The 21,960-nt window shown below is 35.6% G+C and carries 21 protein-coding genes; 12 read left to right on the top strand and 9 right to left on the bottom strand.

Features of this window, described 5'->3' with window-relative positions:
• Positions 1-5: 5 nt before the first annotated feature.
• The 5 genes from NST14_RS03650 (at position 6) to NST14_RS03670 (ending at position 4,396) form a co-directional block, all read left to right on the top strand.
• The gene (locus NST14_RS03650) at positions 6-1,427 is read left to right on the top strand and encodes an amino acid permease (RefSeq protein ID WP_001187115.1); all 1,422 of its coding nucleotides are present in this window, start codon (positions 6-8) and stop codon (positions 1,425-1,427) included.
• On the top strand, positions 1,402-1,779 hold the full coding sequence (locus NST14_RS03655; protein WP_046198908.1) for an OsmC family protein: 378 nt from the start codon (positions 1,402-1,404) through the stop codon (positions 1,777-1,779). The genes NST14_RS03650 and NST14_RS03655 overlap by 26 nt, the downstream gene beginning before the upstream one ends.
• Positions 1,780-1,841: 62 nt before the next feature.
• Positions 1,842-2,276 carry an HIT family protein gene (locus tag NST14_RS03660; protein ID WP_095842532.1) on the top strand — a complete coding sequence of 145 codons (435 nt, stop codon included), beginning with the start codon at positions 1,842-1,844 and terminating at the stop codon, positions 2,274-2,276.
• A gap of 178 nt (positions 2,277-2,454) precedes the next feature.
• Positions 2,455-3,012 (top strand): RNA polymerase sigma factor, encoded by a 558-nt coding sequence (locus tag NST14_RS03665; RefSeq protein ID WP_000869279.1) that lies wholly within the window; start codon positions 2,455-2,457, stop codon positions 3,010-3,012.
• A complete protein-coding gene (locus NST14_RS03670; RefSeq protein WP_000185094.1) occupies positions 2,978-4,396 on the top strand; it encodes an ECF-type sigma factor negative effector in 1,419 nt (472 codons plus the stop codon). The genes NST14_RS03665 and NST14_RS03670 overlap by 35 nt, the downstream gene beginning before the upstream one ends.
• A gap of 29 nt (positions 4,397-4,425) precedes the next feature.
• Here NST14_RS03670 and NST14_RS03675 read toward each other — a convergent pair whose 3' ends face one another.
• The gene (locus NST14_RS03675) at positions 4,426-5,421 is read right to left on the bottom strand and encodes a helix-turn-helix transcriptional regulator (RefSeq protein WP_001996681.1); all 996 of its coding nucleotides are present in this window, start codon (positions 5,419-5,421) and stop codon (positions 4,426-4,428) included.
• A 76-nt stretch (positions 5,422-5,497) separates the two neighbouring features.
• Here NST14_RS03675 and NST14_RS03680 point away from each other — a divergent pair, with 76 nt between their 5' ends.
• The gene (locus tag NST14_RS03680) at positions 5,498-6,019 is read left to right on the top strand and encodes a dihydrofolate reductase family protein (RefSeq protein WP_000085793.1); all 522 of its coding nucleotides are present in this window, start codon (positions 5,498-5,500) and stop codon (positions 6,017-6,019) included.
• A 13-nt stretch (positions 6,020-6,032) separates the two neighbouring features.
• Here NST14_RS03680 and NST14_RS03685 read toward each other — a convergent pair whose 3' ends face one another.
• On the bottom strand, positions 6,033-7,424 hold the full coding sequence (locus tag NST14_RS03685) for a sensor histidine kinase (RefSeq protein WP_000822577.1): 1,392 nt from the start codon (positions 7,422-7,424) through the stop codon (positions 6,033-6,035).
• Between the two features lie 11 nt (positions 7,425-7,435).
• The gene (locus tag NST14_RS03690; protein ID WP_000565459.1) at positions 7,436-8,113 is read right to left on the bottom strand and encodes a response regulator transcription factor; all 678 of its coding nucleotides are present in this window, start codon (positions 8,111-8,113) and stop codon (positions 7,436-7,438) included.
• A gap of 173 nt (positions 8,114-8,286) precedes the next feature.
• Here NST14_RS03690 and NST14_RS03695 point away from each other — a divergent pair, with 173 nt between their 5' ends.
• The 4 genes from NST14_RS03695 to NST14_RS03710 all read left to right on the top strand — a co-directional run bounded on the left by NST14_RS03695 (position 8,287) and on the right by NST14_RS03710 (position 12,109).
• The gene (locus NST14_RS03695) at positions 8,287-9,534 is read left to right on the top strand and encodes a cell wall-binding repeat-containing protein (protein WP_229143112.1); all 1,248 of its coding nucleotides are present in this window, start codon (positions 8,287-8,289) and stop codon (positions 9,532-9,534) included.
• 301 nt (positions 9,535-9,835) lie between these two features.
• Positions 9,836-11,287, top strand: coding sequence for a SulP family inorganic anion transporter (locus NST14_RS03700; protein ID WP_000487887.1), 1,452 nt, complete (start codon positions 9,836-9,838; stop codon positions 11,285-11,287).
• A gap of 65 nt (positions 11,288-11,352) precedes the next feature.
• Positions 11,353-11,775, top strand: a complete 423-nt coding sequence (locus NST14_RS03705) for a universal stress protein (RefSeq protein WP_000278002.1) — start codon at positions 11,353-11,355, stop codon at positions 11,773-11,775.
• A 208-nt stretch (positions 11,776-11,983) separates the two neighbouring features.
• Positions 11,984-12,109, top strand: a complete 126-nt coding sequence (locus NST14_RS03710) for a DUF4027 family protein (protein ID WP_000738299.1) — start codon at positions 11,984-11,986, stop codon at positions 12,107-12,109.
• Positions 12,110-12,213: 104 nt separating this feature from the next.
• Here the strand turns inward: NST14_RS03710 and opp4A are convergent, their stop codons facing one another.
• From opp4A to glpT, 6 genes are all read right to left on the bottom strand, one after another.
• The gene (gene opp4A, locus NST14_RS03715; protein WP_229143111.1) at positions 12,214-13,995 is read right to left on the bottom strand and encodes an oligopeptide ABC transporter substrate-binding protein; all 1,782 of its coding nucleotides are present in this window, start codon (positions 13,993-13,995) and stop codon (positions 12,214-12,216) included.
• A gap of 14 nt (positions 13,996-14,009) precedes the next feature.
• On the bottom strand, positions 14,010-14,915 hold the full coding sequence (locus NST14_RS03720) for an ABC transporter permease (protein WP_000880733.1): 906 nt from the start codon (positions 14,913-14,915) through the stop codon (positions 14,010-14,012).
• An 18-nt stretch (positions 14,916-14,933) separates the two neighbouring features.
• Complete coding sequence (opp4B, locus tag NST14_RS03725) at positions 14,934-15,902, bottom strand: oligopeptide ABC transporter permease (protein ID WP_000265445.1); 969 nt, start codon at positions 15,900-15,902, stop codon at positions 14,934-14,936.
• A gap of 14 nt (positions 15,903-15,916) precedes the next feature.
• Complete coding sequence (locus tag NST14_RS03730) at positions 15,917-16,843, bottom strand: ABC transporter ATP-binding protein (RefSeq protein WP_001196380.1); 927 nt, start codon at positions 16,841-16,843, stop codon at positions 15,917-15,919.
• Positions 16,830-17,849 (bottom strand): ABC transporter ATP-binding protein, encoded by a 1,020-nt coding sequence (locus tag NST14_RS03735; RefSeq protein WP_000795375.1) that lies wholly within the window; start codon positions 17,847-17,849, stop codon positions 16,830-16,832. Before NST14_RS03735 ends, NST14_RS03730 begins: the two co-directional genes overlap by 14 nt.
• A 283-nt stretch (positions 17,850-18,132) precedes the next feature.
• Positions 18,133-19,482 (bottom strand): glycerol-3-phosphate transporter, encoded by a 1,350-nt coding sequence (glpT, locus tag NST14_RS03740; protein WP_000466372.1) that lies wholly within the window; start codon positions 19,480-19,482, stop codon positions 18,133-18,135.
• Positions 19,483-19,753: 271 nt separating this feature from the next.
• Between glpT and NST14_RS03745 the strand changes: the two genes are divergently transcribed.
• Both NST14_RS03745 and NST14_RS03750 read left to right on the top strand, forming a co-directional pair.
• Complete coding sequence (locus NST14_RS03745) at positions 19,754-20,212, top strand: MarR family winged helix-turn-helix transcriptional regulator (RefSeq protein WP_001132356.1); 459 nt, start codon at positions 19,754-19,756, stop codon at positions 20,210-20,212.
• 19 nt (positions 20,213-20,231) lie between these two features.
• Positions 20,232-21,845, top strand: coding sequence for an MDR family MFS transporter (locus NST14_RS03750; protein ID WP_000437635.1), 1,614 nt, complete (start codon positions 20,232-20,234; stop codon positions 21,843-21,845).
• Positions 21,846-21,960: the final 115 nt, after the last annotated feature.

Raw genomic sequence — 21,960 nt, forward strand, 5'->3', positions numbered from 1 at the left:
TTTAGATGCAGCAACCAACGAATGAGAAATTACATCGTACGATGAAGAGTAGACATTTATTTATGATCGCACTAGGTGGTGTAATCGGAACTGGTTTTTTCTTAGGTTCAGGTTACACCATTAATCAGGCTGGACCAGGGGGAGCCATCCTTTCATATTTAGTAGGCGGATTTATTATGTATTTAACAATGCTTTGTCTTGGAGAATTAACGGTAGCGATGCCAGTTTCAGGTTCTTTCCAAAAGTATGCGACGAAGTTTATTGGACCAGGAACGGGCTTTATGATCGGCTGGCTATATTGGCTTGGCTGGGCAGTAACAGTAGGATTAGAATTAACGTCAATCGGTTTAATGATGAAAAGATGGTTTCCGAATGTTGATGTTTGGGTATGGTGTCTTGTATTCGGTGTTATTTTATATGCTTCAAACGCAATTTCGGCGAAAAGTTATGCTGAATTAGAATTTTGGTTCTCTAGTATTAAAGTAGTTACCATTCTTGCCTTTGTTGTTCTTGGTGGTAGTGCATTATTAGGATTTATATCATATGACGGAAAAGAAGCAGCACCTCTTTTCTCTAACTTTGTAAGCGAAGGCGGGTTATTCCCGAATGGACTAGCTGCCGTATTACTTACAATGATTACAGTTAACTTCTCGTTCCAAGGAACAGAGTTAATCGGGATTGCAGCGGGAGAAAGTGAAAATCCAGAAAAAACAATTCCACGTGCAATCCGTAATACAGTATGGCGCATTATGTTATTCTTCATTTTAACAATGACGATTTTAGTAGGATTAATTTCTTGGAAAGAAGCTGGCGTAATTGAAAGTCCGTTCGTAGTTGTGTTTGATAAAATTGGTATTCCATATGCAGCTGATATTATGAACTTTGTTATTATTACAGCGTTACTATCTGTAGCGAATTCAGGATTATATGCGGCAACTCGTATACTATGGTCACTTGCAAATGAAGGAATGGCACCAAAGTCTTTCCAGAAAGTAAATAAGCGTGGTATTCCAATTACAGCGCTAGTCGTAACAATTGCTGTAGCTGCTTTATCTTTATTAACAAGTTTCCTTGCAGAAGATACAGTATACATGTACTTATTATCTATAGCTGGTTTATCAGCTGTTTCAAGTTGGATCATTATTGCCCTGTCGCAACTGCGCTTTAGAAGTCAGTATATAAAAGGCGGAGGAAAGTTAGAGGACTTAAAATATAAAACACCGTTATATCCAATTGTTCCTATTTTAGCTTTAATTACAAATAGTATCGTTGTTATTAGTTTAGCGTTTATTCCAGAACAAAGAATGGCGTTATATTGTGGTATTCCATTTATCATTTTCTGCTACATATATTATTATATAAATAAGAAACGGCAGAAACCGATGAAGGTGGAGACAACAAATGAAACTAACCATCAAACAAGATGATATTGAGGCAGATTTATCGTATGGTCAATTAGCGATTGGAAAAGAAAACGGGTATTCACCGTTACAATTACTTATTTCTTCAATCGCAGGATGTAGTGCAATTGTCTTTCGAACAATTTTAGAAAAGAAACGTATTCCATACGATACGTTTACAATTGAAACGGAAATTGGTAGAAGTGAAGCATTATCAAAACCAGTTGAAAGTGTTCATTTGCATTATAAAATTAAAGCACAAAACATTACAGAAGAGAAGTTGGACAAGGCACTGCAACTTGCAGTGAAAAATTGCACGATTGTTCAATCGGTAAAAGATAGTATAAAAGTTACGGAAACGATTGAGCTAATAAAGTGAAACAGAAAAACGTGAGAATACGGCTCTCACGTTTTTCTGTTTTAGAGAGAGGAGAAAGTGTAATGGATTGTTTAGGATGTAAATTAGCAAACGAGGAGGAAAAAATATATAGAGTATACGAAGATGAGTATGTAACATGTTTTTTAGATCATGAACCTTTCTATCCAGGCCATACTTTAATTGTGCCAAAACAGCATGTTGTAGAAGTAGATGAATTAGATGATGTTGTAGCAAAATCCATTATGGATGCTTCTAAGCTTATTGCAAAAGCGATTAAGGCATTATATAAACCAGATGGAGTTACAGTTTGTCAAAATGGTGGAGTATTTAACGAGTTAACACATTACCATATGCATGTCGTACCAAGATATAAAGAGCGCTCGTTTGCTGAATTTTATACGGTACAATCGGGAGAAAAGCAGAATCATAATTTTGAAGAGACTAAGCGCTTATTAAAAGGGGCGATAGAGCAAATACTGCTTAATGAAAAAGTGTAAGAGGGATGTTTTAAAGAAGTTTTCAGGAAAATTCTAATAAACAAAAGCCCAATTTCTCAGTTAAAATAGAGAAATTGGGCTTTTGTTTATTCTATTATTAAATTTTATCTATAAAAAGATTTTGCAGTGTCACAAAGTATGGTGCTCATTCGTTATATAGAGTGAGAGGAGGAATTATATGAAAGTTACAAACAACGATTATGAAAAGATGGAAGAGCTATATGAGTTGTATGAACAAAAGATTTATTATGTAGCTTATTCTATTTTAAATAATATTCAGCAGGCAGAAGATGCAGTTCAAGAGACGTTTATTACTCTTTATAAGAACTTGGAAAAGCTCCATAGCTTGAGTACTGAAGAGCTTAAACGATACATTTTGAGGGTTGCGAAAAATAAGGCGATTGATAGCTACCGGAAAAATAGACGACATGAAACATTTTTAGAAGAATATGAAAGAGAATCAGCAGAAGCAGTAGATGAAAATATTGAAGAGTGGGAAAAACGTGTAATGTCCGAGGTTCAAATTGATGCATTGTTAAAAGAGTTAAATGAATCTAACAAACAGGTGTTTAAGTATAAAGTCTTCTATAACTTAACGTATCAAGAAATTTCAAGCGTCATGGGGATAACGGAGGCTAATGTCCGAAAGCAGTTTGAGCGTGCTCGAAAAAGAGTCCAAAATATGATAGGAGGTATACAACATGACGAATTCAAAGAACTCCAAAGAAATATATGAACTTGCTGAAAAAATTGCTTTAGATGATTTTGATAAACTCGAAGAACAACATGAATTTTCACATACATATACGCGCAAAAAGAAATTGTTTATGGAAGAAATGAAGCTGAAAGACGAGAAGCCACAGAAAAAGCGTAAAAAACATCGTATGTTAATCGCTGCTGCTTGCTTATTGATTGGTATGCCGACAACCGTTTTTGGTGCAGTGAAAGTCTATAATATGATTGTCCAAAAACAAAATTACGAAGTAAATGTTTCGGTATCAAACAAGGACTCAAAAAAGAGTGATAAGTGGTATAAGTTGAAAATAGGTAAATTGCCAGAAAATATGGAAGCAATTGATGATAGTGCTATGAAATATTCATTTAAAGATAACTACGCAATGGGGGGATTTTCATTCGTTCTTTGGAGAGTAGGAGGGAATTCAGATTTTCCAACTCTGTACTCGAAAAGTTATGAAGAAAAAGAGATAAATGGTAAGAAGGCAGTAATTGTTCATAGAGAAAATGGTAATAAAGATTTAATGTTTAATAGAGTAATTTTTCTCTATTTTGAGGAAGAAGGAATTATGTTACAAAGTTATATTGGAAATGATATAAACGAAGAACAAATGATAGATGTGCTAGGGAGCATTTCACTTGAGCCCACGTCAAAAGAAAAGTCATCATATATAAGCGATTATGATAAAAAGTATTTTAGCCAAGAAAGTAAAACAACTAAGGTAATTCCTTTGAAGAAGGATAGCAAACGACTATTTCATATAGGGCAAAAGGTTCCAGTAACGATATCTATGGATAACAGCCAAATTGAATATGTGATAGAAAAAGTTGAAGTCTTTGATTCAATCAAAGATTTTAAACAAGAGAACTTTAATGAACTTGGCCTAGAGATATTAAGCAAGAATCAAGCTTTGGATCAAGAGGGACAATTGATACCATATAGACGCGATGTATATAAACTTGGAAATGGTAAAGATTCAATTCATAAATTAGTAGAAACAAAATTAATTAATCCTAAGTTTGTTTACTTAAAAACAACAGTAAAAAATATTGGTAAAAAGTCGACAGAAGAAATCTATATGCATCCATCTATAAAACAGCTTAAATTTGAAGGTAATGCATGGAACTACGCTAAAGAAGATGGAATCGCAGAAAAAAATATTATGACAGGCGAAGTTGATTATTTAGAGCCTCATGGAGATGGAAAAAGCTTCTACAATATTGGTAGTATCCGACCAGGAGAAACGGTGAAGGTTAACTTAGGTTATTTTGTAGATGAGGATAAACTAGATTCAATCTTTTTGGATGCTTTCAATTACAGAGGAACTGGCGACACTGAAAATATGAATGCGAAACATCGTTGGTGGATTGATATTCGTCAATAGTAACAAAGAGACTAAAAAGCTGCTTACATCTAGCAGCTTTTTTCGTCTTCATACATATGTAAAATTTCTTTCGCACGTATACGTAAACCATCTATTAATTCTTTCGGTTCTAACACTTTTGCATCTTTTCCAAGTCTATAAAATAAAGGGATAATAAAGTTTATTTCACCTTTATCAATTGTTGAATGTATATATCCTGTCCCGTCCTCGTTTACTACAACGAATTCTTCAAGGTAAGGCACGCTTTTACATTGGCGCACACCTTCTTTTGTCAGTAAAACATGTAACTGCGTAGGAATGTGTACGACGTTAGAGCTAGAGTCAAACCATTCTGCTAAATTCATGAATGTACTTTCATTTTTTTCCGTTGATAATATAGAAAGAATACGATCAACGCGATACAGTAATACTTTTTTTCTACTGAAGTCATAGGATGGTAAGTACCATAGTCCGTCATGAGCATATACACCGATAGGATGAACATGTTTTGTTTTTATCCCCGATTTAGATTCATATTGAAATTGTAAATTTTTATTTTCAATAGCCGCAGTTAGTACTTCGTTTAAAAGAGGTGTATCAATTGTACGCTTCGGATTCCAAAAGGCGATGTAAGAACGTATTTTATCAACTTTCACTTTCGCATCATGTTGTAGGGAGCTATACAGTTTATGTGTAACGGAATTGATTTCTGTGTTAAAAGGCAAGTCTCGATAGTAACTTAAAGATTGAAAAGCAAAAAAGATGGAGACTGCTTCTTCTTCCGTAAATAAGATAGGTGGAATGACTCTATTCGTTAATACTTTATAGCCGCCGTTACGACCTTGTTCTGCGTAAATGGGCAACCCCATATCACTTAAATCTAAAATGTATCTATGGACAGTACGAACGGAGATATTAAATTCATCAGCTATTTCTTGCGCTGTAAATGTCTTTTTGGCAGAAGCAAATATAAGAATATCTAATAAGCGTTTAGCTTTTGACAAATGTATCACCTTTTTTCTTTTTAACATGACATAAATTGTCATGTTTTATTGTTAGTATATTGTTTACATCATATGTTATCAAGATGATTATCAAGATGAGATGCAAGGAGGAAAAGATATGTCACGTGAAATAGTTTTATTTATTGCGGCGAGCTTAGATGGATATATTGCGAAAGAAAATGATGATTTAGAGTGGTTAATGGAAACAGAAGGAGAGGGAGATAACGGTTATACAGAAATGTATGAAACAATTGATACGATAATCATGGGAAAAAGAACGTACGATTATGTAGTAGAGCATATGGAAACATTCCCGTATGTAGATAAAAAATGTTATGTTTTCTCTAACTCAGAAAAAGGTTCGAACGAACACGTGGAGTTTGTAAATGAAGATGTAGTGGAGTTTACAAAAAGGTTGAAAGAGCAAGAAGGATCTAAAATATGGATGGTCGGTGGAGGGAGTCTACTGAGAGAGTTCTTTAAGAATAATCTAATTGATGAATATGTTGTTACGATTACACCGCATATATTAGGTTCTGGAGTTCCGTTATTTCAAGACAAGAACCCAGAAATTCATTTAACTTTAACGGATACGAAACGTTTTGGGCAATTTGTAAACTTATATTATAAAGTAAAATGATAAAGAAACACGACTACTGATGGTAGTCGTGTTTTTGTATAGATGGCAATGAAATAATAAAGCAAGATCCGTGATCAACTTCGCTCGTTACAGTAATATTCCCACCGTGCAGCTCTACAATTTCTTTCACGATAGATAATCCTAAACCAGTTCCGCCTGTAGCTCGTGATCTCGCTTTATCAACTCGATAAAAGCGGTCGAAAATGTGAGGGAGGTCTTCAAGCGGAATACCTTCGCCTTCATCTTCAATTGCAATGGAAATACTTTTATGTTCTTCTGTAACAGAAATGTTTATATGAGAATGCTCTTTTGAATGTCTATAAGCGTTATTTAAAATATTCACCACAACTTGTTCGAATCGTTGTTCATCTAAGTTTACTAGCAGTGTAGGAGGACAAGAGAAAGAAACTGTAATGTACCTTTCTTTATACATGGCGTTTACTTTTTCACATATACGCGTAAGGAAGGTGTGTAAATGCACTTCCTTTACTTGAATAGAAAAGTTATGTTGTTCCATTTGTGCAAGGGAGAACAAATCTTGAACTAAGTTTGTGATGTAATCAGACTCATCTTTTATAATAGATAAATACCGCAAACGTTGCTCAGGAGATGTTGCTTCTTTTGAAGCAATGTCAGCATAACCTCTTACGTATGTTAATGGTGTTCGTAATTCATGAGCAACACTTGCCAGAAATTCACTTCGCTCTGTTTTCATATAATGTAAATCATTTGCGAGTGTTTGAATAGATGATGCTAGTTCACCAATTTCATCATTTCGAGTAGTCGTTAATGAAACTGATAAATCTCCTTTACTCATTTTTTCAGTGGCATGTTTCATGTGTAACAATGGTTTTGTTAATAACCGAGATAAAAGAAAAATGGTAATGACTGTGAGTAGAAACGTGATGGCACCAGCGATAATGAATTGTTTTGTTAATCCATTCACCAACTTTTCAATGGATTCTGTCCCAAGAAACATATACACATACCCCTCATGTTTTCCAGCTACTATGATGGGACTAACCGTACATATATAATTAGATGTTTTCCAGTGATTCTCTATAATTGCTCCGTCATGATCTGTCCGTGTTTGCATCTTTTCAATATGCTTTTTTATAGTAGTATTTATTTCATTGGATTTAGCTAGTACTTCCTTATTTGCATTTGTAATAACAACAGTGGTTTCGGCTTCGGATTCCATTAGTGCAACATGAGAGATTGTTTGCTTATCAAAATACTTTTCAAGGACATCTCTGTGACTATTTCCGCGCTTTAATAAAGCTGTCATTTCTTCATTTACTCTATTGTTGACAAGACTATAATAAAGCGAGACAAATAGAACACTTTCGATTAAAAGTGTAACAATCAAAAAATAAAATCCGAGCTGAATAGAAATTCGCTTCATTGCTTTGCTCCTTAATCTAAAGTATCAACCCATCGATAGCCAACTCCGTACACAGTTTTTAAATGATCATCAATAGGGAAATTTACTTTTCGTAATTTATCACGCAAATTACGAATATGTGAATCGACAGTTCTATCTTCTGTATTTGTATTTAATCCCCAAATTCGTTCAATGAGCTGATCACGGTTCAATACGTAGTTCACATGACGTAAAAATAATCCGAGTAAAGAGAATTCAATTGGTGTAAGAAGAAGTTCTTCGTTATAGACAGAAACGAAATGCTTTGCCTCATCCCATAAAATGCCGTGATATTGGATTTGCGTCCGTTGATTCGTTCGCCTTAAAACAGCTTCAATTCTCGCGAAAAGCTCTTCTTCATGGAAAGGTTTCGTTACGTAATCATCTGCTCCGATTTTTAATCCTTGGACGACATCTACCGTTTGATCACGAGCTGTTACCATAATGATAGGAACGTTACTAAATGAGCGGATTTTTTTACACGTTTCCCATCCGTCCATCTTTGGCATCATAATATCCAGTAAAATAAATTTAAAGTTTTGATTTTCTATATGTGAAATCGCTTCTTCTCCGGATCGTGCACATATGCAGTTATATCCAATTGGAGTAAGATAAAGCGTTAATAATTCAAGCATTCTCGGTTCATCGTCTACGAGCAGTATATCAATCATAGAGAGCCCTCCATATGTAATCTTTACTTAAATTGTAATGCAAAATCATGAAGAAATGGTGCAGATTGTAATGCGTCTGCATAATTTCTTCAGAATTGCTTGTTATTGTAAAGTTGAAATTCCATTTTAGGTAATGATATTGGCTCGAAAATGATTTATACGGAGGCGGTATAGTGAAAAAAATGACCCGAGTTTTTGGGATAACAATAATTACAGCAGTTGGTCTTGCGGCGTGTGGACAAACAAATGCAGATCATAAAAATCATAAATCTAAAGAAGCGAAGAAAACAGAGCAGAAGGAAATGAAAATGAATCAGGAGGTAACTGCGCCGAAAGAAATGAACAAAGGGGCATCAAATGATTTATTAACGATAAGTTTAAAAAATGTAACGAGATTAAACACAAATGATCCTCTTCAAATGGCAGTATTAACTTCGCAGACGATATGGCCAGCAACACATAAAGAGAATCAGCCAGGCGCTGTTATTTTAGTACCAGTAAAAGACTGGCAATTAGGTATTGCAAGTGCAGACCTTATTCATCATCCGAATAACGGACCGATTCTATTTATAGAAAAAGAAAAGGTACCCGAAATGACATTAAAAGAAATAAAACGATTAAATCCGCTCGGAACGAAAGATGGAACACAAATTATGGTGATGGGGGATGTCGATGCATCTATCCTTGAGCAATTAAAAGAGTATAAAGTAAAGCAAATAAAAGAAACGGATCCAGCTACATTTGCTAAAGATGTGGATAAAGAATATGCCGATATAACAGGTAGTTATCCGAATAGTGTTATTATCGGCTCATCCGAAGAGGAAGGGCGTTTATATACAACACCAGCTGTAAACTGGATTTCTCATATGCCAGAACCACTACTTTATACAGAAAAGAATAAAGTGCCAGAAGCGACGATAGAGGCATTAAAGACGCGAAAAGATAAAGCAAATATATATGTACTAGGACCAGAAAAAATCATTTCAAAAGAAGTAGAAAAAGAGTTAAGCAAATACGGGAAAGTAACGCGTATTAGTGGAGAGACTCCAGTAGAGAATTCTATTGCATTTGCAAAGTTTAAAGATGAAAAAACAAAATTTGGATGGGGGTTCACAAAACCAGGTCACGGTGTATCATTTGTTTCAAGCAAAACACCAGACTTAGCAGTTGCAGGAGCACCATTTTCACATATGGGTAAACATGCCCCCGTTATCTTATTAGAGGAAGGAAAAGCTTCACAACCAGTGTATGATTTCCTTGCTACTATTCAACCGAAGTTTAAAGATGACCCAACACTTGGCCCGTACAATCATGGATTCTTATTAGGGAATACTGAAAATATTTCATTTGAAACGCAAGGAATACTAGATGAGAGGTTAGAAATTGTTCAGGAAAGTGGTCAAGGGCACGGTGGACATTAATGAAATGAGAGAAGACGCTATGAAGGTAGCGTCTTTTTTAGGAAACTTTTACATAGCGCAAAATCCTCTACTCGTTATATAATAGCCTTCGTGCAGTCGGCTAGATTTTCTTATGGAGAAAATCGAATGATAAAGTGAAACTTTAATCAGTGGTTGTTCATCTCCCAATGATTATTAGCCTTCACCAATCGAGCTTTTATGGGCAGTTGATTCCCACCTTACTTCTTTGTTGTCGCTGAATTTTGAGGTAGGGTCTTACTGCCCGGCAAATAGCGGGGTAAAAGAGTAGAGGAGTGGTATTTTGTTTCAGACGATAAAAAATGATTGGTTCTCCAACGTGAAAGGGGATGTGCTATCAGGAATAGTTGTTGCTTTAGCGTTAATCCCTGAAGCAATTGCTTTCTCTGTTATTGCAGGCGTGGATCCGACCGTTGGGTTGTACGCAGCCTTTTGTATTGCCGTTACCATTTCATTTGTTGGTGGACGAACTGGAATGATTTCAGCTGCAACAGGTGCAATGGCATTGTTAATGGTAACGCTTGTTAAAGATCATGGTTTGCAATATTTATTTGCTACAACAATATTAACAGGTATTGTCCAAATTATTTTTGGCGTGTTCAAACTGAGCTCATTTATGAAGTTTGTTCCGAAATCTGTTATGAGTGGTTTTTTAAATTCACTTGGAATTTTAGTTTTTACAGCACAATTGCCACATTTTAAAAATGCAACTTGGCAAATGTACGCGCTTGTCGCATTAGGACTTGTAATTATATATGTATTTCCACGTATTACGACGGCTGTCCCATCGACACTTATTTCCATTATTATTGTGACAAGTATTGCAATTATGAGCGGATTACAGTTAAAAACAGTAGGGGATATGGGAAGTTTGCCGAAAGAATTACCGTTCTTTAGTATTCCAGACGTGCCTTTTACACTTGAGACATTAGGGATTATTTTACCGTACGCAGTTATGCTTGCAATTATCGGTTTACTAGAGTCTTTATTAACAGCTTCAGTTTTAGATGATATGACGCATACGGAAAGTAATAAACATAAAGAAGCACGTGGGCAAGGTATTGCAAACATTGTTGCTGGTTTCTTCGGAGGAATGGCAGGATGTGCAATGATTGGACAATCTGTTATTAATATTAAATCAGGTGGACGCGGTCGTTTATCGACGTTTGTAGCGGGCGGATTTTTAATCGTATTACTATTCGTTTTAGGGGACTATGTTGTTCATATTCCGATGGCAGCTTTAGTTGCAGTTATGATTATGGTTTCAATCGGAACATTTGATTGGAACTCTGTAACAACGATTCATAAAGTACCAAAAGGGAATGCATTTGTTATGATCGTAACAGTTGTGGTTGTCTTAATTACACATAATTTAGCATTAGGTGTAATTATCGGAACAGTAATTAGTGCGGTTTTATTTGCATTCAATATGGCAAAGATTCACGTGAAACATTTATATATTGAAAATAAGAAAATATACGAAATTCACGGTCAACTTTTCTTTGCGTCTACGGCAGACTTTATAAATGCTTTTTCATTTGATGAAGATGTAAAAGAAATTGAGATGAATTTTACTCATGCACATGTATGGGATGATTCAGCAGTGGCATCAATTGATAAAGTTATTATGAAGTATGAACAAAGTGGCGTGAAAGTAAGTATAACGGGATTAAATGAACGTAGTGCAAAACTTGTTACTAATTTAGCTACTTATAATAAAAGAATTGCTAGTTAGAAGCCTCCTTTTTAGGGGGCTTTACTATATAATATGAGTAGGATAACGAAAAGGAGATTCAGCATATGTACAAACAAATTATATTAGCATGTGACGGTTCTGAACATGCACTTCGAGCAGCGGAACATGCAACATATATTGCGAAATGTAGTGAAGAAACAAATGTTGAAGTTGTGTACGTAGTAGATAATAGAACAGCAAAATCAGATATTATACAAGGCCAAACGGATTTAGAAACGGTATCAGCTAGTCGAAAAGATAAATTAAAAGAGATTGAAAGTTTATTAAAGAAAGAGAACATTTCTTATAAAATTACGATATTACATGGCGATCCAGGAGATACAATTGTTCAATACGTAAATACAGGAGATATAGATCTTGTTATTGCTGGGAGTAGAGGGTTAAATACATTGCAAGAAATGGTGCTTGGTAGTGTCAGTCATAAAATAGCAAAGCGTGTGAAATGTCCGGTGATGATTATTAAATAAATTGAGTGAAATATTTTGTAGTGTAAGCAAGACCTTGATATAATTCGAGGTCTTTTTTGACGTATAAAAGGGGCGAGTGTGGACATAATAGATACATAAGTTTTAGAAAATATTAACTTACAAATTTGTAAGTTTTTTGTCAGAAAAATCGATGTTATGAAAATTATTCCATTGGTAAAATAAAAATAACGAAGGGGAGATAGGGAGGATGAAAAAGATGAAAGCACTTCAAAATTTATCATATAGCCAAGGTGTCGGTCTTATTTGTTTAGGGGGATTTGCTGCATCTGTTACATTAGCTGTTGTAATAAAGATGATTCATCAAATCTTTTAATTTTAGAGTGGGGAAGGAATTGGTTGTTATTAATAGCACTAAAAAGGTTGTAAATAAAAAATAGCTCCTGGCATGTATATAGATGCTAGGAGCTATTTTTATGATTATTTTTCTACTTCTGGCTTCTCACTTGTTACAGTAACGTCTTTCCAATGTGAAGTTATTTGATTCACTTCAGCATTGACATCAAAATCTTTTACGCGCTTATTAACACCTGTTAAATCAAATGTGTAATGAATTGGAATCATCGGTGCTTCGTCATGAATTAATTTTTGCCATTTATCGTATACTTCTTTACGATATTTTTCATCAGTAGCTTTTTCTGATAATCCAGCATCTAATAACTTCGTATTTTCATCATTTACCCAGCGCTGATAGTTAAAACCAGCATTTTTACCCCATAGACCAGAAAGGTCAGGATCAGAACCAGTGTTCCAAGCACCAGAGAAAATATCAACCTTTGGATCATCTTTTTTAATCATTTCACGCATAGCATTAAATTCATGTAAGCGTCCATCAACAAGTTCTACTTTTAAGCCGATATCCTTCCAAGATTGAATATAGAATTTAGCCAGTGGTTCACTTGTTTCACTACCGTTACTAGCTAGGAAGTTAATTTTAAATTCATTACCTTTTGGATCTTCACGGAATCCATCACCATTTTTATCTTTATAGCCAGCTTCATCTAATAGTTTTTTCGCTTTATCTACATCTAAGTTATATGAACCAACATCATTATTATGGTACTTTGGCATAGATGGTGGAATTGGAGAGTTAGCTGGAACGCGAAGGCCGTGATATACTTTCTCTGCCAATTTTTCTCTATCAATTGCATGTGCCATCGCTTGACGTAAACGAACGTCTTTGAATTTATCGTTATCCATTACAGCTTCGTTCTTTGCTTTGTCCATATGTCCAAATTTAAATCCGATATAAGTGTAAGCAAGGTCAGTTTTACCAATTAGTTGTGTATTTTTTAATTTACTTACGTTCGGATATTGATCAGCAGTAATTGCTGCAATATCAATATCACCTTTTTTCAGAGATGCACTAACAATAGATGGATTTACAACTTTTAACGTTACATTTTTTAACTTTGGTTTACCAGCCCAATAATCATCGAAGCGCTCATACTCAACTGATTCACCAGGAACGATTTTCTTCACTTTAAATGGTCCGAATCCAATTGGATTTTGACGGATCTTATCAGATTCAGCCAGTTTTTCAATTGGTACATCACCTAAATATTTTTTAGGTGTAGGATATGTCCAAATACCAGTTTTCAGTGAAGGGTTTACTTCTTTATAAGTAATCGAAATTGTTTTTGGGTCGACTACTTTAATACCAGAGATTTTGTCAGCTTTTCCAGCGTGATATTCTTCCATACCTTCAATCATTTGCATTTGTGTATCGTAACGGATACCTGTATATTTACTATTACCAATGATTAAGTAAGAATATTCTAAATCCTCAGCGGTTACAGGGTTACCATCGTGCCATTTTACATTATCTTTAATCTTAATAGTAATTGTTTTTTTATCTTCAGAAATTGTATACGTTGCAGCACCGTCATTTGTGATTTCCCAGTTTTTATCTGAAGCTAATAAACCTTCATCAAAGAAATCCATAATTTCTGAATCTGGAGCAACCTCATACAATACTCTACTTAAAACACCAGCGAAAGGTGAATTTGAAACGAGTCCATAAGTTAATGATCCGTCTTTAATTTCTTTACCGTCATTTTTTACAGCAGCACTAAATTTATTTGTTTCTACTTTTTTCGTATTTGTTTTTTTGCTACCGCTATCAGCACCCCCACATGCAGATAGTAATAATGTTGAAGCAGCAAGTGTACTTAATACTTTGTACAGTTTTGGTTTTTTCATAACTTCTCCACCCCTTATCCTTTTCTTTGTCTCGCATCAGCCGCACGTTTTAACGCTTGACCAATAAAATTTATACACAGCATCAACACTAAAATCATGATTGATGCGGGTAACCAAATCCACCATTTTTCTTGCAATACATCTGGGTTTGTTGCATAACTTACAAGTGTACCAAGACTCGGTGTGCTTTCTGGTAGACCGAAGCCTAAGTAAGTCAAACTAGATTCAATCCCGATGTTACCAGCAAGATTTAATGTAATATTTACGATAATAATAGAGCTCAAATTAGGTAATATTTGCTGGAAGATAATCTTCCAATTTGGTGTTCCTAACGTTTTAGATGCAGATACGTAATCAAGTTCTTTCTCAGTTAATACTTTAGAGCGTATAAGTCTTGCTTTTCCGACCCATAAGAAAGCGGTCATTATGAGAATAAATGTAGTAATATTGAAAGTTGGAACGAGTGAGATAAATACGATAACAATCATTAAGAATGGTAAAATCATCATAAAGTCGATAAAACGCATGATGATGTTATCGACAACTCCTCCAAAATAGCCAGCAATTAGTCCCATTGTAAGACCGATAAGAGTTGATAAAAGAGTGATGGCTAAACCAACTGTAAAGGAATTACGTGTACCAATAATTAATTGTCCGAAAATATCACGGCCTCCATAATCAGTTCCTAGCCAATGTTCAGCAGAAGGAGGATCATAAATGGCGAACAGATCGACTCGAACGATATCTTCTTGTTTCATAATAAATGAAGTTGTATAAACGGCTATTAATATTAAAGCTAAAAAGAATAGGGAAAACATTGCTAGTTTATCTTTACGAAATTCTCGCCACATAATGGAGAAACCAGAAGGGCTCTTTTCGTAATGAATGACCTCAGTTTGTTTTTCAGGATTTGCTAACATAACGTTTCTTCACCTCCATTAATCAATACGAATACGTGGATCAACGATGCTTAGAATAATATCGGAAAGAAGAGTCCCGAGTAGCGTTGCGAATCCAGTAAATAATACAAGAGCAGTTACGACACTGAAATCACGTTGAGTGATAGATTGGAAAAATAGTTGTCCAATTCCTGGGTAGCCGAAAATATTTTCTAGAATAATAGAGCCACCAACTAAACCTGTAATTTCATATCCTAAAAATGCTGCAATTGGTAAAAATGAATTTCGTAAAATATGTCTTGAATATACTTTAGATTCTGGTACACCTTTTGCTTTTACTGTGCGTACAAAATCTTTATGTTTCGTATCAATAATTTCACTTCGTAAATATTGTACAGTTCCTACAGTGCCAATTAATGCCCCAGATAAAGCTGGTAAAATCATATGATTTAATTTACTTAAATAGTAATCAAATGATCCGGCTGCCACTTGTGGATCAACGCTACCACTTGTAGGGAAGATCGGGTATAAAAAGCCGAATAAGAATAACATTACTAATCCGAAAATAAATAGGGGTGTACCAAATCCTAAAAAGTTATAGAGTGTAATGAGTCGATCAGCCCACGTATCATTCCAACGCCCACTTATAACGCCAAGTGGAATGGCGATTAAATAAGTAAGAATAAGAATTAGAAGAGCTAACAGCACTGTATTACCAAGGCGTTCCCCAATAATATCTGTTACTTGTATTTTATGTGCGTAAGAAATACCGAAATCTCCTTGTACGGCATTTGAAATCCACCTTACATATTGTGTGGGAATAGGATCATTTAACCCAAGTTTCTCACGTTGTTCTTCAATTACTTTTGGATCGGCTTTTGGGTTTGCTAGTTCAGCGCCACTTAATGCATCACCTGGCATTGCTTTAGCAAGTGTAAAGACGAGTACGCTTAATACGAATAATTGCGGTATCATAACTAAAATCCGGCGTAATATAAATTTCCACATGTTTTATCACTCCCTTATGGTAATGCCACCCGGTGAGTTGGCGAGATTGGTTTTAAATCGTAAGCACGTCCATTTTCATTGAAATAATTTTCGTATGATTTTTCGTACTCAGTGCTTACTTCACGACGCAATTTACGCTGTTGTTCGCGGTTTTCCGGACGAATATCAGGAATAGCTGATATTAGGCGCTTCGTATAGATGTGCTGTGGGTTATTATAAATTTCAGCACTAGTTGCTTCTTCCACAATGCGTCCGCGATACATAACACCGATACGGTCACACATATGGCGAATTACACCTAAATCATGACTAATAAATAAGTATGTTAGTCCGAGTTCAGATTGTAAATCTTGTAAGAAGTTTAAAACTTGCGCTTGTACTGACACATCAAGTGCAGATACAGGTTCATCTGCGATAATAAGCTTCGGCTTTAGTGTAAGTGCGCGTGCAATACCAATCCGCTGTCTTTGTCCACCGGAAAATTCATGTGGGTATTTATAAATAGACTCTGGATTTAAGCCAACTTTATCAAGATAATCTTGAACAGCTCTACGCTCTTCATCAGGTGAGAGTTTCTCAAAATTCCGAAGTGGTTCAGCGATAATATCCATAACACGTTTCTTCGGGTTTAAGGATGAATAAGGATCTTGAAAAATCATCTGAATATCTTTTCGCTGTTCTCTTAGTTCTGAGCGACTTAATTTTGTTAAATCTCTATTATTAAAATGAATGCTACCGCCTGTTGCTTTTGTTAAGTGCATAATTGCTTTTCCAGTTGTTGATTTGCCGCTCCCAGATTCCCCAACGATTCCGTACGTTTCGCCAGGTTGTAGTTCGAAGCTTACGCCATCAACAGCACGAACGTAATCTAATGTACGACCGAAAACACCACCTTTAATTGGAAAGTGTACTTTTAAATCTTCTACTTTAAGCAGTGCCATGAGTTACGTCATCTCCTTTCTTATCTTGGAAGTTAAAATGTTTGTAGCAAGTACAACGTACCCAGTGGTCTGGTTTTACTTCATGTAAAACGGGATTTTCCTCGTGCTGATCAGGTCTAATCCATGGAATTCGAGCTTGGAAGCGGCAACCTGTGCGAGGCATCTTCGCTAACGAAGGAACCACCCCTTGAATTACATGCAATTTTTCTTTTTCAGCATACGCAGATGGAATGGAGTTTAATAGAGAACGAGTATATGGGTGAAGAGGGTTGTTAAAAATCTCTTCAACTTTTCCTGTTTCTACAACTTGTCCAGCGTACATAACGACGATACGATCGGCTGTTTCTGCGACAACACTTAAATCGTGAGTAATTAAAATAATGCCCATTTTCGTTTGTTCTTGAATAGATTTTAGTAAGTCTAAAATTTGTGCTTGGATGGTTACGTCAAGAGCCGTTGTTGGCTCATCTGCAATAATAAGTGCTGGGTTACAAGCAATTGCAATTGCGATAACAATTCTTTGTCTCATTCCGCCAGATAATTCGTGTGGGTATTGTTTATATGTAAGTTCTGGTTTTGGAATACCAACTTGATGAAGTAGTTCTAAGGTGCGTTCTTTCTTTTCAACTTTTGAAAGGCTTGTGTGGTAGTCTAAATTTTCTTCGATTTGTTTTCCAACTGTCATAAGAGGATCGAGTGCTGTAAGAGGTTCTTGGAAAATCATACCGATGTTTGATCCGCGTACTTTATTCATCTCTGCGGCTGACATCGTTAGTAAATCCTTATCTCTATAGTTAAGCTGCCCTTGTAATTTTGTATTTGCTTCATTATGCAGTCGCATAATGGAAAGGGCAAGTGCACTTTTTCCGCAACCTGATTCACCAACTATCGCGACAATTTCATTTTCATGGACAGTTAACGAAACATCATCAACTGCGGCATGATATTGATCTTGTATGCGAAAGGAAGTCTGTAAGTTTTCAATGCGAAGAAGTGGATTCTTCATGGCTATCCCTCCATCTTTCTGAAAAGACTAAATATTTTGTATGTTGTTGTTATTTTAATATAAATTGACAATGTTTGACAAGCATAAGTTGAGAAAATATTCAAAAATCTTTTTATATAGAGATTGGATGCATGTATATAAGTAGTTGAAGCACTTTGAAAACGCTAACATGTATAAGAGAGAGAAATAAATCTTTTGTAAGAAAAAAGTATTATATGTAGAAAAAAGAGAGACGTTCTGGAAAGAACAGTCTCTCTTTTTTTGATAAGAATAATATTAGTGCTTAAGCTTGCTTTTGTTTTGGAGATCCTGTCTTTAAAGTAAGAGCAAGGAAGAACATTGCAAGTACACAAGATACAAGTAATAAGATGAATCCGCCATCCCATCCGAATGCATCGACGATAAAGCCCATAGCAGCACTAGCGAAAGCTGCTCCGCCTAAGTAACCGAAGAAGCCAGTTAATCCAGCTGCAGTTCCAGCCGCTTTCTTTGGTGCTAAGTCAAGAGCGTGTAGACCAATTAACATAACAGGTCCGTAAATTAAAAATCCAATTGCAACAAGTGCGATACTATCAACCATTGGATTACCAGGAGGGTTTAGCCAGTATACAAGAACGGCGATAAATACACCAACCATGAATAAAATACCAGCAGGTGCGCGGCGTCCTTTAAATAGTTTATCACTCATCCAGCCGCAAAGAAGTGTACCTGGAATACCAGCCCATTCATATAGAGCATAAGCTGTACGTGAGCTACTATGAGTAAAGCTTTTTTCTTCTACTAAATAAGTAGGAGCCCAGTCTACAACACCGTAACGTACGAAATAAACAAAAACGTTCGCAATAGCGATGTACCATAAAAATTTATTGTTTAGTACGTATGTAAATAAAATTTCCTTTACTGAAAGTTCGCGTTCGCGATCTTGTACTTTTTCATCTGGTGGATATTCTCCAGTATGTTCTTCAATAGAAGGTAATCCGCAAGATTGAGGTGTATCTCTCATCGTAATTAATACATAAATACCAACTAAAATTGAAAGAATACCTGGGAAGTAAAAAATACTTTTCCAGTCATTTGCAAAGAAATATAACCCTAATGTTACAAGGGAAGGCATAAGTGCGCCACCGACATTATGAGCGACGTTCCAAATAGACATTTTTGTACCACGTTCACTAATAGAGAACCAGTGAACCATTGTACGACCACAAGGAGGCCATCCCATCCCTTGTACCCATCCATTTAAAAACTGAAGTACAAACATAAGTATAATGCTCGTTGTAATGAAAGAAAATGAGCCGAAAATAATATTAATGATACCTGATAAAAATAGCCCAGCTGCTAAAAAGTAGCGAGGATTACAACGATCGGATACGATACCCATAAGAAATTTACTTAATCCGTAAGCGATAGAAACTGCTGAAAGGATAACCCCAAGTTCCCCTTTACTAAAGCCTTGTTCAATTAAGTATGGCATTGCTAGTGAAAAGTTTTTTCGAACAAAGTAATAACCTGCATAGCCGATGAAGATACCTAAAAATACTTGTAAACGTAGTTTACGGTATTCACTATCAACGCGGTCAGCTGGTAAGCGTTCCGCGTGGGGCGCAGGTTTAAAAAATTGTGTAAAAAACATAAAATGAAAATCCTCCCCAAATTAATTCGAAGTGTCGTAAGTCAGAGAGAATATAAAAAGGCCATGAAATATAAAAAAGTTTCCTTTTTTATGATTCATAGCCGTGTACTCCGATTCTCCGTGACTGTCAATATTAACTTCGTCGAAAATTATACAACTTTGTGACAAAAATGTAAACGTTTTTATAAATAAAAACGTTGACGGATTTTATTCGTCGGATTAATATTTAAATACATTAAATATTTTATTGTTTAAATAAGAGGTGGATAACATGCCAAATGATATGATGCATATCGATAAAATTCAAGCTCTTGCCTTTTCAATTGGAAAGAAAATGCAGACGGAGTTATTAGAACAAATGCAAGCAACAGGACTTACACCACCGCAGTTTTATATTTTAAAGATTTTAGATCATTATGGAGCTTCAAGGGCGACAAAATTAGCAAAAAAGATGTATGTAAAGCCTAGTGCAATTACAGTGATGATCGATCGCTTAATTGACCAAGAGCTTGTAGAGCGTTATCACGACAAAGAGGACCGTCGTGTTGTCGTCATTGAGTTAACCAAAAAGGGGAAAGCTAGAGTAGAAGAGGCAATGACCGCTCGTAATGAGCACATTGCAAAATATTTCTCACATTTAGAATTACAAGAAAGAGAAGATTTGTTACGCCTCTTTGAGAAGTTAGAAACAATTATTTGCGGGACACAAGAGAAAAAAGAGAATAACTAAGAGGAATTGAGGAGATTACATGGAGCAACAAGAAAATATAAATAGAAAGTTGTTGTTAATCGGTTTAATCATTGCGATGCTATTTGCTGCCTTAGATGGAACAATCGTTGGTACAGCAATGCCGCGTATCGTCGGTGAACTAGGCGGATTAAGCTTAATGACGTGGTTAACAACAGCTTATATGTTAACATCAACGACAGTTGTACCAATCGCAGGTAAATTAGCGGATTTACTTGGCCGTCGTAACGTATATATAACAGGGCTAGTTATCTTTATGGTTGGCTCAGCATTATGTGGTATGGCAAATGGTATGACAGAATTAATTATTTTCCGTGGTATTCAAGGTCTTGGTGGCGGTATTATGATGCCAATGGCTATGATTATTATCGGAGATATGTTCACGGGGAAAGAACGTGCGAAATGGCAAGGTATTTTTGGTGCGTTATACGGTCTTGCTTCTGTAATTGGACCGCAAGTGGGTGGTTGGATTGTAGATGCAGTGAACTGGAGATGGGTATTCTACATTAACTTGCCAGTTGGTATTTTAGCAACAATCTTTATTGCAATGGGATTAAAATCACATAAACAAACAGGACCAATTAAAATTGATATCGCTGGGATCTTTACGATGATTCTCGGTGTTGTCAGTTTATTACTTGCATTAACGTTTGGTGGAAAAGATTACGCATGGGATTCTTGGCAAATTATCGGGTTATTTGCATTAGCTTTAATTGGTATCGTTAGCTTTGTTATCGTTGAAACGAAAGCGGAAGAACCAATTTTACCGATGCATTTCTTTAAAAATCGTACATTTACATTACTAAATGCGATTGGATTCTTTATGAGTATTGGAATGTTCGGTGCGATTATGTTCGTACCATTCTTCATGCAAGGAATTGTAGGAGTAAGTGCTGCTGAATCAGGAACAATTATGACGCCAATGATGATTACAATGATTGTGATGAGTATTATTGGCGGGCAACTTGTATTAAAAGTTGGTGTAAAACCACAAATTATTACAGGAATGCTTATAATGGCTGGAGGGTTCTGGTTATTAACAACGATGGATATGCACACAACTAAATTGACTGCTACTTCTTATATGATGGTTATCGGTTTAGGAATGGGTCTTGTAATGCCGACATTAACATTAGCGTTACAAGAAAGCTTCCCGAAAAAAGATCTTGGTGTCGTAACATCATCAAGTCAGTTCTTCCGTCAAATCGGTGGAACATTTGGTATTACAATTTTAGGATCAATCATGAATAACACTTCAGGTACAACGTTAACAAAAAATTTAGTACCTGTATTAGATACATTCCCAAAAGAAGCGGGACAAATGGTAACGAAATTTAAAGATATGATTCATACAGATCCGCAAGGCTTATATTCAATGTTATTTAGTCCAGAGGCATTAAAACAAATGCCAGAAGCATTCGCTAATAGCATTGTACCAATTTTGAAAAACTCTTTAGTAGACTCACTTCATACTGTATTCTTAACAGGATTAGTATTTATCGTAGTAGGCGCTATCTTTACGATTTTCTTACAGAAGATTAAACTGTCAGATCGTAAAAAAGATGCTGAAGAGCCAGCTACAGAGGAAAAAGAACAAACTGTATCCTATTCGTAATGAAAAAGCATCGCCTTATGGCGGTGCTTTTTTGAGTATAACCTTAAAAGCTTTTTCGTGAGAAATGATTGACGTATTTCTAGAAATACGTTATATTATTTTCTGTAAACGGTTA

The organism is Bacillus sp. FSL W8-0519 (assembly GCF_038005585.1).
Taxonomy (GTDB): Bacteria; Bacillota; Bacilli; order Bacillales; family Bacillaceae_G; genus Bacillus_A; species Bacillus_A paranthracis.

Bases quoted from the DNA above. Each gene is read 5' to 3' on its own strand.
- NST14_RS03710 (WP_000738299.1), top strand. From the start codon at position 11,984: ATGAAAAAGATGAAAGCACTTCAAAATTTATCATATAGCCAAGGTGTC.
- NST14_RS03660 (WP_095842532.1), top strand. From the start codon at position 1,842: ATGGATTGTTTAGGATGTAAATTAGCAAACGAGGAGGAAAAAATATAT.
- NST14_RS03670 (WP_000185094.1), top strand. From the start codon at position 2,978: ATGACGAATTCAAAGAACTCCAAAGAAATATATGAACTTGCTGAAAAA.
- NST14_RS03685 (WP_000822577.1), bottom strand. From the start codon at position 7,424: ATGAAGCGAATTTCTATTCAGCTCGGATTTTATTTTTTGATTGTTACA.
- NST14_RS03675 (WP_001996681.1), bottom strand. From the start codon at position 5,421: ATGACAATTTATGTCATGTTAAAAAGAAAAAAGGTGATACATTTGTCA.
- NST14_RS03735 (WP_000795375.1), bottom strand. From the start codon at position 17,849: ATGAAGAATCCACTTCTTCGCATTGAAAACTTACAGACTTCCTTTCGC.
- glpT (WP_000466372.1), bottom strand. From the start codon at position 19,482: ATGTTTTTTACACAATTTTTTAAACCTGCGCCCCACGCGGAACGCTTA.
- NST14_RS03705 (WP_000278002.1), top strand. From the start codon at position 11,353: ATGTACAAACAAATTATATTAGCATGTGACGGTTCTGAACATGCACTT.
- NST14_RS03690 (WP_000565459.1), bottom strand. From the start codon at position 8,113: ATGATTGATATACTGCTCGTAGACGATGAACCGAGAATGCTTGAATTA.
- NST14_RS03730 (WP_001196380.1), bottom strand. From the start codon at position 16,843: ATGGCACTGCTTAAAGTAGAAGATTTAAAAGTACACTTTCCAATTAAA.
- NST14_RS03680 (WP_000085793.1), top strand. From the start codon at position 5,498: ATGTCACGTGAAATAGTTTTATTTATTGCGGCGAGCTTAGATGGATAT.
- opp4B (WP_000265445.1), bottom strand. From the start codon at position 15,902: ATGTGGAAATTTATATTACGCCGGATTTTAGTTATGATACCGCAATTA.
- NST14_RS03655 (WP_046198908.1), top strand. From the start codon at position 1,402: ATGAAACTAACCATCAAACAAGATGATATTGAGGCAGATTTATCGTAT.
- NST14_RS03665 (WP_000869279.1), top strand. From the start codon at position 2,455: ATGAAAGTTACAAACAACGATTATGAAAAGATGGAAGAGCTATATGAG.
- NST14_RS03650 (WP_001187115.1), top strand. From the start codon at position 6: ATGCAGCAACCAACGAATGAGAAATTACATCGTACGATGAAGAGTAGA.
- opp4A (WP_229143111.1), bottom strand. From the start codon at position 13,995: ATGAAAAAACCAAAACTGTACAAAGTATTAAGTACACTTGCTGCTTCA.
- NST14_RS03745 (WP_001132356.1), top strand. From the start codon at position 19,754: ATGCCAAATGATATGATGCATATCGATAAAATTCAAGCTCTTGCCTTT.
- NST14_RS03750 (WP_000437635.1), top strand. From the start codon at position 20,232: ATGGAGCAACAAGAAAATATAAATAGAAAGTTGTTGTTAATCGGTTTA.
- NST14_RS03720 (WP_000880733.1), bottom strand. From the start codon at position 14,915: ATGTTAGCAAATCCTGAAAAACAAACTGAGGTCATTCATTACGAAAAG.